Below are 10,924 nucleotides of genomic sequence, written 5' to 3' on the forward strand. Positions count from 1 at the left end.
TGAAGATCGGCGTGATGTTCGGCAACCCGGAAACCACCACCGGCGGTAACGCGCTGAAGTTCTACGCCTCGGTGCGCCTGGACATCCGCCGCACCGGCGGCATCAAGAAGGGCGAGGAAGTGATCGGCAACGACACCCGCGTCAAAGTGGTGAAGAACAAGGTGTCGCCGCCGTTCCGCCAGGCTGATTTCGAAATCCTGTACGGCGAGGGCATCTCCCGCCAGGGCGAAATCATCGAACTGGGCGTCAAGCATGGCTTCATCGACAAATCCGGCGCCTGGTACGCCTACAACGGCCAGAAGATCGGCCAGGGCAAGGACAACACCCGCGAATGGCTGAAGTCCAACCCGGAAATCGCCGCCGAAGTGGAACGCAAGATCCGCGACGCGGTGGGCATCAAAGTGGAAATCACCGAAGGCCAGCCGGACGAAGAGTTCGCCGACGACGCGCTCGACGCCTGATTCCCTGAATGGAAAAAAGCCTGAGGGCACGCGCCGTCGATCTCCTGTCCCGCCGCGAATACACGCGGCGGGAACTGGAGCGGCGGCTCGCTCCGTTTGCGGAGAGCCCGGAACAATTGAGCGCCTTGCTGGACGATCTGGCCGAACACAGCTGGCAGTCCGATCAGCGTTTCGCCCAGCAGTTCGCCGACAGCAAGGGCCAGCGCTACGGCAGCCGCCGCCTGCAGCAGGAAATGCGCCAGCGCGGCGTGGACGCCGAACTGATCCGCGACGCGCTGCAAGGCCGCGACGACCTCGCCGCCGCGCAAGCGCAGTGGCGGAAGAAGTTCGGCCAGCTGCCGGACACGCCGCAGGAACGCGCGCGCCAGATCCGCTTCCTGGCCGGGCGCGGCTTCCCGATGGCGGTGATCGCCAAGGTGCTCAGCGGCGCCGGCGACGACGACGAGCTGCCGCTGGACGAGGACTAAAATGACCGCGCGCGGCATCGCCACCCATATCGACATCGCCGCCGCGCCGGCCCTGGTCTGGCGCGTGCTCGGCGACTGGGCCGCCTATCCGGAGTGGAACCCCTTCATCGTCGGCCTGCACGGACGTCAGCAAGTCGGCTCCCGCCTGGTGCTCAGCCTTCATCCCCCCGGCCGGCCGCGCCTCCCGCTGCGGCCGCGACTGGAAGTTTGGCAAGTGGTCGACGAACTGGCCTGGCAAGCGCGCGCGCTGCTGCCCGGCCTGCTGGACTGCCGCCACGGTTTTCAGCTGGAAGCGCTGGAAAACGGCGGCACTCGCCTGCATCAGACGGCCAACTTGAGCGGCCTGCTGCTGCCGCTGCTCGGCCCGGCGCTGCTGGCCGATATCCGCCAGGGTTTGGAAATGATGAACCAGGCGCTCAAGCGCCGCGCCGAAACCCTTGCCAGCGCCGCTGCGGCTTGACACAATCAGCTGTCCGCGCCGCCAGGGTTTGAGCGCCCAAAGCGGCCCAGAATTCGCAATCTTACGAAATCAAACATGAAAACCTCTGAAATTCGCCAGAAATTCCTGGATTTCTTTGCCGGCAAAAACCATCAGGTGGTGCCTTCCAGCAGCCTGATCCCCGGCAACGACCCCACGCTGATGTTCACCGTCGCCGGCATGGTGCAGTTCAAGGACGTGTTCCTGGGCTTCGAAAAGCGCGATTACACCCGCGCCACCACCAGCCAGAAATGTCTGCGCGCCGGCGGCAAGCACAACGACCTGGAAAACGTCGGCTACACCGCGCGCCACCACACCTTCTTCGAAATGCTGGGCAACTTCAGCTTCGGCGACTACTTCAAGCAAGATGCGATCACCTTCGCCTGGGAATTCCTGACCGGCGAGCAATGGCTGAACCTGCCCAAGGACAAGCTGCTGGTCACCGTCTACGCTTCCGACGACGAAGCCTACGACATCTGGCACAAAAGCGTGGGCCTGCCGGCCGACAAGATCATCCGCATCGGCGACAACAAGGGCGCGCCGTACGCCTCCGACAATTTCTGGACCATGGGCGACACCGGCCCCTGCGGCCCCTGCACCGAAATCTTCTACGACCACGGTCCAAGCGTGGCCGGCGGCCCTCCGGGCAGCCCGGATGAAGACGGCGACCGCTTCATGGAAATCTGGAACAACGTGTTCATGCAGTTCAACCGCGATGAGTCCGGCACCCTGCATCCGCTGCCCAAGCCGTCGGTAGACACCGGCATGGGCCTGGAGCGCCTGTCCACCGTGCTGCAACACGTCAAGTCCAACTACGAGACCGACGCGCTGGCCTGCCTGGTGCGCGCCGCCGCGCGCGAAACCGGCGTGGCCTACAGCCAGGACGTGCCGTCGCTGAAAGTGATCGCCGACCACATCCGCGCCTGTTGCTTCATGGTCGCCGACGGCATCCTGCCGTCCAATGAAGGCCGCGGCTACGTGCTGCGCCGCATCGCCCGCCGCGCCATCCGCCACGGCTACAAGCTGGGCCAGAAAGGCCTGTTCTTCCACAAGATCGTCGCCGATCTGGTGGCCGAGATGGGCGAAGCCTATCCGGAACTGCGCGAGAAGCAGGCGCATCTCGAAGACGCGCTGCGCGCCGAGGAAATCAAGTTCGCCGAGACGCTGGAAATCGGCATGGGCCTGGTGGACTCCGCGCTGGAAGGCGGCAAGACCGCGCTGGACGGCGACACCATCTTCAAGCTCTACGACACCTTCGGCTTCCCGGTGGACCTGACCGCCGACATCTGCCGCGAGCGCGACATCCACGCCGACCTGGAAGGCTTCGAGCGCGCGATGGAAGCGCAACGCGAGCGCGGTCGCGCCGGCTCCAGCTTCAAGATGACCGGCAAGGTCAGCTACAGCGGCGCCGACACCTGCTTCCACGGCTATGAATCCGCCAGCACCGACGCCAAGGTATTGGCGCTGTTCAAGGGCACCGAGGCCGTCGCCGCGCTGGAAGCCGGCGAAGAAGGCATCGTGGTGCTGGACGACACCCCCTTCTACGCCGAAGGCGGCGGCCAGGTCGGCGACGTCGGCGAGATTTCGCTGCAAGGCGGCATCGGCGCGCTGTTCGACGTCAACGACACCCAGAAGATCCAGGCCGCGGTATTCGGCCACAAGGGCAAGCTGGCCCGCGGCCGCCTGGCCGTCGGCGACAGCGTGACCGCCACCATCGATCTGCACGCGCGCGCCGCCAGCGCCCGCAACCACTCCGCCACCCACCTCTTGCACGCGGCGCTGCGCCACGTGCTGGGCGACCATGTCGCGCAGAAGGGCTCGCTGGTGAATCCGGAGCGCACCCGCTTCGACTTCGCCCACGGCGAACCGGTCAGCGCAGAACAGATCGCCGAGCTGGAGCGCGTGGTCAACCGCGTGATCAGCCACAACTTGCCGGTCAAGGCCGAAGTGATGAGCATGGAAGCCGCGCAGAAATCCGGCGCGATGATGCTGTTCGGCGAAAAATACGGCGATGAAGTGCGCGTGCTGACCATGGGCGACTTCTCCGCCGAACTGTGCGGCGGCACCCATGTGCAACGCACCGGCGATATTGGCCTGTTCAAGATCGTGGCGGAAAGCGGCGTCGCCGCCGGCGTGCGCCGCGTAGAAGCCGTCACCGGCGAAGGCGCCATCGCCCACATCCAGGCTCAGGACGCGCTGCTGAAAGATGCGGCCGCGGCGCTGAAAGCCCAGACGCTGGACGAAGTGGCCACCAAGATCGGCAGCTTGCAGGACAACGTCAAGACCCTGGAAAAAGAGCTGGCCAAGCTCAAGGGCCAACTGGCCGCCTCCGCCGGCGACAGCCTGGCGGACAGCGCCGCCGACATCAACGGCGTCAAGGTGCTGGCGGTGGAACTGCCGGGCGCCGACAACACCGCGCTGCGCGAAACCCTGGACAAGCTGAAGGACAAGCTGGGTTCCGCCGCCATCGTGCTGGCCGCCAAGGGCGACGGCAAGGTGGCGCTGGTGGCCGGCGTCACCGCCGACCTCACCGCCAAGCTCAAGGCCGGCGAACTGGTCAACTTCGTCGCCCAGCAAGTAGGCGGCAAGGGCGGCGGCCGTCCGGACATGGCCCAGGCCGGCGGCACCCAGCCGGAGAACCTGGCGGCGGCCTTGGCCGGCGTGCAGGCCTGGGTGGCCGGCAAGTTGTAACAGTCGGTTTACGAGCTGTCGCGCGTCGCGAGGCCTCACACGGTGAGCGCCGCTTCGGAAGCGTAAACACGCGCCAGCCTGCATCCCCATCAAAAGACCGCGCATGGCGCGGTCTTTTTTTGCCCATGGCGTGGCGAAGGCCGCTTTCTTGTTTCAGATCAAGGGATAAAGAATCACGGAATACTAATATTGAGAGGCTAAATTATGGCTTCTCCTTTTGTTGTTTGCATTTCAGCCCTGCTCGCCTCTCCGATCAGGGCGTTTTTTTGCGCGCGTCCATGAAAAAAGGCGGCCAGGCCGCCCTTTTCCCTCCCTTGCCCCAAAGCGCAGACCGGCGCTCAAAACACCAGCTTGGCCCCGATCAGCCCCAGCATCAGCGCCAGGGTCGGCCGCAACCAGCGTTCCGCCAGCCGCCGCGTCAGCTTGCTGCCCAGCCAGATGCCGGGCAAGGAGCCCAGCAGCAAATTGGCCAGCAGCATCACATCGACATTGCCCAGGCCGGCATGCCCCAACCCGGCCACCAGGGTCAGCGGCACCGCGTGGGCGATCTCGGTGCCCACCAGCCGTGAAGTCGACAAGGCCGGATACAGCAGGAACAAGGCCAGGGTGCCCAAGGCGCCGGCGCCGATGGAACTGAGCGTCACCAGCGCGCCCAGAGCCACGCCGGTGGCGATGGTCAGACCAATGCGCGGCTCGGACGGCAGGCTGACCGCGCCCCCACGATTCAGCCAGCGCAGCAGCAAGGGCTTGCCCAGGATGGCGGCGGCGGTCAGCAGCAAGGCGACGCCCAGCACCAGCTTGAACAAGGTGTCCAGCATTTTCTCGGGCAGATGCAGATAAGACAGGCCGGCCAGCACCAGCAAGGCCGCCGGCACGCTGCCGGCGCTCAGCCAGCCGGCCACGCGCCAATCGACATGACCCTGGCGGTGATGCACCGCCACGCCGCCCATCTTGGTCAGCGCCGCGTACAGCAGATCGGTGCCCACCGCGGTGGCCGGGGAGATGCCGAACCACAGCAAGATGGGCGTCATCAGCGAGCCGCCGCCCACCCCGGTCAGACCGACGATGAAGCCCACCGCCAGCCCCGCGATCGCATATCCCCATTCCATAAACCCGCTCCTGCCGCCTCATTGCAATAGCAGGATGCTACGCCAGTTTCATATAACAATTTATACCGTTTTGAAACAACAATATTCAAAAAATGATTTATCTCAAAGACTTGCCTCGCGGGGTCCACCATCATGCTGCGGTAACATCGCGCCGGTAGCGTGGGCGGAGTTCGCTGCAATACCCAAGCCCGATTTGCTCCAGATCACAAGCAAACAGGACTTTACAAATCGCGAAAATAGCGTCAATGTCAAAGAGTCGGGGTTTGCCCCGACCTCACACAAGTACGTGACCGAGAGGTGCAAGGATGATGACTTCCCGTATTCCTCTGAGTGTTCGCAGAAAGCAGGCTAGAGACCAGCACGAGAGTTTTCTCTATGCGGTCGCCAAGCCTCAGTTGAGTGATGCTGAGAGGTCGCGCCAACAGAAAGTGCGCCAACGCGCGCACGACCGGGACGATGCCCGGTTCCTGGCCGACCGCTGCGACGACCTGTTCTGAACACCCGCCCGGCGGATTTCCGCCTCATGACGGCTAGCGACCCAGCCTGAAGCCAGGCCGCAGCTCGACTCGCCCGCAAGCCGCGGCGCCGTATCCCACCCGCGCCGCCGTTCCACCGTTTTGCCTCTTGAACTCAGCCCCCGCCGGCAGGCCGCCGGCTGCGCGCCATTTGCGTCGCTCCCATTCCCGCGCATAAAAAAAATCCGTTTTTTCGCCAAAACCCGCTCAAAAGTGAAACAAATGCCAGGTTTTTAAACATTTTTATACGATTTTTATCGCCTAACATGGGCTTTTATCGGGTTTTTGACGTGCGCTTGCGTACCTTCTCAGTACTGATTCGAATGGAGATTTTCATGATGGATGTCGTCTATCTGGGACTCTTCCTGCTATTTGGCGCGCTGAGCTACGGCTTCGTCGTCGGCTGCCAACAACTGGGAGACAAGAAATGAGCGTCTGGTATCTGCTCAGCGCCTTGATCGCGCTGGGCCTGCTTGGCTATCTGATCTACGCACTGCTTAAGCCGGAGAATTTTTAATCATGTTCGCCAATTTCATCGGCTCGGCCGCACCCCTGCAGCTGGGCTTGTTCCTGCTGGTGCTGCTGGCGCTGGCCTGGCCGCTGGGCGCCTATATCGCCCGCGTGATGCAGGGCGACAATGTCGGCCCCCTGCACCTGTTCGCGCCGCTGGAGCGCGGCTTTTACCGGCTGGCCGGCGTCAAGCCGGACGAAGACATGGGCTGGCGCGGCTACGCCGTCGCCTTGCTGTTGTTCAATGTGCTGGGCGCGCTGGCGCTGTATCTGTTGCAGCGCTTGCAGGGCTGGCTGCCGTTCAACCCGCAGGGCATGGGCGCGGTGGCGCCGGATTCCGCGTTCAACACCGCCATTTCCTTCATCACCAACACCAACTGGCAAGGCTATGGCGGCGAGTCCACCATGGGCTATCTGGTGCAGATGCTGGGCCTGACGGTGCAGAACTTCCTGTCCGCCGCCACCGGCGCGGCGGTGGTGCTGGCGCTGGTGCGCGGCTTCGCCCGCCACAGCTCGGCCAAGATCGGCAACTTCTGGGTGGACGTCACCCGCTTCACCCTCTATGTATTGCTGCCGCTGTCCTTCGTGTTCGCGCTGGTGTTCAGCCAGCAGGGCATGATCCAGAACCTGTCCGCCTATCAAGACGTGCAGACGGTGGAAACCACCCATTATCAGCAGGCCAAGACCGATGCCCAGGGCAATGCGGTCAACGGCGTCGACGGCAAGCCGGTGATGGTGGACGCCAGCACGCAGAAACAGACGCTGCCGATGGGACCGGTGGCCTCGCAAGAAGCGATCAAGCTGCTGGGCACCAATGGCGGCGGCTTCTTCAACGCCAACTCCGCGCATCCGTTTGAAAACCCCACCCCCTTGACCAACTTCCTGCAAAGCCTGGCCATTTTCCTGATCCCGGCCGCGCTGTGCTTCATGTTCGGCCGCATGGTGGGCGACCAGCGCCAGGGCTGGGCCATCATCGCCGCGATGACGGTGATGTTCGCCTGCGCGGTGGTGGTGGAAACCGGCGCCGAGCAGGCCGGCGTGCCGCAGCTGAGCGCAATGGGCGTGGATCAGCAGGCCAGCCATTTGCAGGCTGGCGGCAATATGGAAGGCAAGGAAGCCCGTTTCGGCATCATCGACACCTCGCTGTTCATCGCGGTGACCACCTCCGCTTCCTGCGGCGCGGTCAATGCGATGCACGATTCGCTGACCCCGATAGGCGGCCTGGTGCCCACCTTCCTGATGCAATTGGGCGAGGTGGTGTTCGGCGGCGTCGGCTCCGGTCTGTACGGCATGCTGATCTTCGCCATCCTGGCGGTGTTCATCGCCGGGCTGATGGTGGGCCGCACCCCGGAATACCTGGGCAAGAAGATAGAAACCTATGAGATGAAGATGACGGCGATCACCATTCTGGTGACCCCCATCCTGGTGCTGACGCTGACCGCCATCGCGGTGCTGGCCGCCTCCGGCAAGGCCGGCATCCTCAACCCCGGCGCCCACGGCTTCAGCGAGGTGTTGTACGCCTTCACCTCGGCCGCCAACAACAACGGCAGCGCCTTCGCCGGCCTGTCCGCCAACACGCCCTTCTACAACGTCGCCACCGCGGTGGCCATGTTCTTCGGCCGCTTCTTCATGATCGTGCCCATCCTGGCCATCGCCGGTTCCTTGGCCGCCAAGAAGCGGCTGGCCGTCACCGGCGGCACCCTGCCCACCCATGGCCCGCTGTTCGTGGTGCTGCTGATCGGCACCGTCTTGCTGGTGGGCGCGCTCAACTATGTTCCCGCGCTGGCGCTGGGCCCGGTCGTCGAGCAATTGCAGATGATCAGCGGTCGCTGAACCTTGCGGGAGGACTCATAAAATGAACGATATCAATCATTCCAAACTGCCGACCGCCCAGCCCGTTCAAGCGGGCCACAGGAGCGCGGCCAAATCCATGCTGGACCCCAGCCTGGTGAAACCGGCCATCGTCGACTCCTTCAAGAAGCTGTCGCCGCGCGCCCAGTGGCGCAACCCGGTGATGTTCGTCGTCTACATCGGCAGCATCCTGACCAGCGCGCTATGGCTGCAATCGCTGGCCGGCCAGGGCGAGGCGCCGTCCGGCTTCATCCTGGCGGTGGCGCTGTGGCTGTGGTTCACCGTGCTGTTCGCCAACTTCGCCGAGGCGCTGGCCGAGGGCCGCAGCAAGGCCCAGGCGGCCAGCTTGCGCTCGGCCAAGAAGAACGTGGTGGCCAAGAAGCTGTCCGGCCCCAAGCACGACGCCGGCAAGACCGTGATCGACGGCAGCAGCCTGCGCAAGGGCGACTATGTGCTGGTGGAAGCCGGCGATGTGATCCCGGTGGACGGCGAGGTGATCGAAGGCGTGGCCTCGGTGGATGAGTCCGCCATCACCGGCGAATCCGCGCCGGTGATCCGCGAGGCCGGCGGCGATTTCTCCTCGGTCACCGGCGGCACCCGCGTGCTGTCCGACTGGATCGTGGTGCGGATTACCGTCAATCCGGGCGAAACCTTCCTCGACCGCATGATCGCGATGGTGGAAGGCGCCAAGCGCCAAAAGACCCCGAACGAGATCGCGCTGACCATCCTGCTGGTGGCGCTGACCATCGTGTTCCTGGTGGTCACCGTCACCCTGCTGCCCTTCTCGCTGTTCAGCGTGGAAGCGGCCAAGGCCGGCTCGCCGATCACCATCACCACCCTGGTGGCCTTGCTGGTGTGCCTGATCCCCACCACCATCGGCGGCCTCTTGTCCGCCATCGGCGTGGCCGGCATGAGCCGGATGATGGGCGCCAATGTGATCGCCACTTCCGGACGCGCGGTGGAAGCCGCCGGCGACGTGGACGTGCTGCTGTTGGACAAGACCGGCACCATCACCCTGGGCAACCGTCAGGCCTCGGCCTTCATCCCGGCGCCCGGCGTCAGCGAGCAAGCGCTGGCCGACGCCGCTCAGCTGGCCTCGCTGGCCGACGAAACCCCGGAAGGCCGCAGCATCGTGGTGCTGGCCAAGAAGCAGTTCAATCTGCGCCAGCGCGAGCTGGCCAGCCATGAGGCCGTGTTCATTCCCTTCACCGCGCAAACCCGGATGAGCGGCATAGACTACGACGGCCGCCAGATCCGCAAGGGCGCCATCGACGCCATCCGTCGCCACATCGCCGAGCTGGGCGGCCAGTTCCCGGACGCGCTGGCGAAAAGCGCCGATGAAGTGGCGCGCCGCGGCTCCACCCCGCTGTTGGTGGCGGAAGGCAATCGCGCCTTGGGCGTGATCGAGCTGAAGGACATCGTCAAGGGCGGCATCAAGGAGCGTTTCGCCGAATTGCGCCAGATGGGCATCAAGACGGTGATGATCACCGGCGACAACCCGCTGACCGCCGCCGCCATCGCCGCCGAGGCCGGCGTGGACGACTACCTGGCCGAGGCGACGCCGGAAGCCAAGCTCAAGCTGATCCGTAGCCATCAGGCCGAGGGCAAGCTGGTGGCGATGACCGGCGACGGCACCAACGACGCGCCGGCGCTGGCCCAGGCCGACGTGGCGGTGGCGATGAACACCGGCACCCAGGCGGCCAAGGAGGCCGGCAATATGGTGGACCTGGATTCCAATCCCACCAAGCTGATCGAGATCGTCGAGATCGGCAAGCAGATGCTGATGACGCGCGGTTCGCTGACCACCTTCTCCATCGCCAACGACGTGGCCAAGTACTTCGCCATCATTCCGGCCGCCTTCGCCAGCACTTATCCGCAACTGAACGCGCTGAACGTGATGGGCCTGAACAGCCCGGCCTCGGCCATCATGTCGGCGGTGATCTTCAACGCCATCATCATCGTGTTCCTGATCCCGCTGGCGCTGAAGGGCGTGAAATACCACGCCAAGAGCGCAGCGGAGCTGCTGCGCGGCAATCTGCTGGTCTACGGCCTGGGCGGCCTGCTGGTGCCCTTCGCCGGCATCAAGCTGATCGACATGCTGCTGGGCGCGCTGAACCTGGCATGAGCACTGAAAGGACTATGCAAATGAAACTGTTACGCCCATTGCTGGTGGTGTTCGGCGGCCTGAGCCTGATCACCGGCCTCGCCTACCCGCTGCTGACCACCGGAGCCGCCCAGGCGCTGTTCCCGTTCCAGGCCAATGGCAGCCTGCTCCAACGCGACGGCAAGCTCGTCGGCTCGCGGCTGATAGGCCAGAACTTCACCGGGCCGCAATATTTCTGGGGCCGCCCGTCCGCCACCGGTACTATGCCGTACAATGCCGGCGGGTCCAGCGGTTCCAATCTGGGTCCCACCAACCCGGCGCAGCTGGACGCGGTGAAAGCCAATGTGGCGCGCATCCGCGCCGCTCACCCGGCGCAGAGCGGTCCGGTGCCGGTGGACCTGGTCACCGCCTCCGCCAGCGGCCTGGACCCGGAGATTTCCGCCGCCGCGGCTTTCTACCAGTTGGAGCGCGTCGCCGCCGCCCGCAAGATGGAGCCGGCTGCGCTGCGCAAGCTGGTGGAAAGCCGGGTGACCGGCGAAACCTTCGGCCTGCTTGGCGAACCGCGCGTCAATGTGCTGGAATTGAACCTGGCGCTGGATCAGGCCGCCAAGGCCTGATCGACCCGCGGCGGGGGGGGGGGGGGGGGGGGGGGCCCCCCCCCCCCCGCGGGGGCCCCCCCCCCCAAACACCCGCAACCACGTTGAAAGAATAGCGCGCAACGGGGACCCCACCGCAGCA

General features: G+C 64.9%; 8 protein-coding genes and 1 pseudogene. 8 read left to right on the top strand and 1 reads right to left on the bottom strand.

Annotated features, from left to right (window positions below; genetic code table 11):
- From ACE3QM_RS22185 to alaS, 4 genes and pseudogenes are all read left to right on the top strand, one after another.
- A pseudogene (locus tag ACE3QM_RS22185) lies at positions 1 to 461 on the top strand (DNA recombination/repair protein RecA); the annotation flags it as partial.
- Between the two features lie 8 nt (positions 462 to 469).
- Entirely contained in the window at positions 470 to 928 is a 459-nt protein-coding gene (gene recX / locus ACE3QM_RS22190) for a recombination regulator RecX (protein ID WP_374424941.1), read from the top strand.
- A gap of 1 nt (position 929) precedes the next feature.
- Entirely contained in the window at positions 930 to 1,388 is a 459-nt protein-coding gene (locus ACE3QM_RS22195) for an SRPBCC family protein (protein WP_374424943.1), read from the top strand.
- Positions 1,389 to 1,463: 75 nt separating this feature from the next.
- Positions 1,464 to 4,097, top strand: a complete 2,634-nt coding sequence (alaS, locus tag ACE3QM_RS22200; protein ID WP_374424945.1) for an alanine--tRNA ligase — start codon at positions 1,464 to 1,466, stop codon at positions 4,095 to 4,097.
- Positions 4,098 to 4,435: 338 nt separating this feature from the next.
- On the opposite strand, the gene ACE3QM_RS22205 is transcribed toward alaS, so the two are convergent.
- The gene (locus ACE3QM_RS22205; protein ID WP_048409828.1) at positions 4,436 to 5,206 is read right to left on the bottom strand and encodes a sulfite exporter TauE/SafE family protein; all 771 of its coding nucleotides are present in this window, start codon (positions 5,204 to 5,206) and stop codon (positions 4,436 to 4,438) included.
- 942 nt (positions 5,207 to 6,148) lie between these two features.
- On the opposite strand from ACE3QM_RS22205, the gene kdpF reads away from it, so the two are divergent.
- The 4 genes from kdpF to kdpC all read left to right on the top strand — a co-directional run bounded on the left by kdpF (position 6,149) and on the right by kdpC (position 10,803).
- Complete coding sequence (gene kdpF / locus ACE3QM_RS22210; RefSeq protein ID WP_019103745.1) at positions 6,149 to 6,238, top strand: K(+)-transporting ATPase subunit F; 90 nt, start codon at positions 6,149 to 6,151, stop codon at positions 6,236 to 6,238.
- A 2-nt stretch (positions 6,239 to 6,240) separates the two neighbouring features.
- The gene (gene kdpA, locus ACE3QM_RS22215) at positions 6,241 to 8,064 is read left to right on the top strand and encodes a potassium-transporting ATPase subunit KdpA (protein ID WP_374424948.1); all 1,824 of its coding nucleotides are present in this window, start codon (positions 6,241 to 6,243) and stop codon (positions 8,062 to 8,064) included.
- 97 nt (positions 8,065 to 8,161) lie between these two features.
- A complete protein-coding gene (gene kdpB / locus ACE3QM_RS22220; RefSeq protein ID WP_374424952.1) occupies positions 8,162 to 10,207 on the top strand; it encodes a potassium-transporting ATPase subunit KdpB in 2,046 nt (681 codons plus the stop codon).
- A gap of 20 nt (positions 10,208 to 10,227) precedes the next feature.
- A complete protein-coding gene (gene kdpC, locus ACE3QM_RS22225; RefSeq protein ID WP_374424950.1) occupies positions 10,228 to 10,803 on the top strand; it encodes a potassium-transporting ATPase subunit KdpC in 576 nt (191 codons plus the stop codon).
- Positions 10,804 to 10,924 lie beyond the last annotated feature (121 nt).

The sequence above is a fragment of the Chromobacterium sp. genome, assembly GCF_041912965.1.
In the GTDB taxonomy this organism is placed as follows: domain Bacteria; phylum Pseudomonadota; class Gammaproteobacteria; order Burkholderiales; family Chromobacteriaceae; genus Chromobacterium; species Chromobacterium aquaticum.

Coding starts and splice junctions, on each gene's coding strand:
- ACE3QM_RS22205 (WP_048409828.1), bottom strand. CDS start 5,206: ATGGAATGGGGATATGCGATCGCGGGGCTGGCGGTGGGCTTCATCGTC.
- kdpB (WP_374424952.1), top strand. CDS start 8,162: ATGCTGGACCCCAGCCTGGTGAAACCGGCCATCGTCGACTCCTTCAAG.
- kdpC (WP_374424950.1), top strand. CDS start 10,228: ATGAAACTGTTACGCCCATTGCTGGTGGTGTTCGGCGGCCTGAGCCTG.
- ACE3QM_RS22195 (WP_374424943.1), top strand. CDS start 930: ATGACCGCGCGCGGCATCGCCACCCATATCGACATCGCCGCCGCGCCG.
- kdpA (WP_374424948.1), top strand. CDS start 6,241: ATGTTCGCCAATTTCATCGGCTCGGCCGCACCCCTGCAGCTGGGCTTG.
- recX (WP_374424941.1), top strand. CDS start 470: ATGGAAAAAAGCCTGAGGGCACGCGCCGTCGATCTCCTGTCCCGCCGC.
- alaS (WP_374424945.1), top strand. CDS start 1,464: ATGAAAACCTCTGAAATTCGCCAGAAATTCCTGGATTTCTTTGCCGGC.
- kdpF (WP_019103745.1), top strand. CDS start 6,149: ATGAGCGTCTGGTATCTGCTCAGCGCCTTGATCGCGCTGGGCCTGCTT.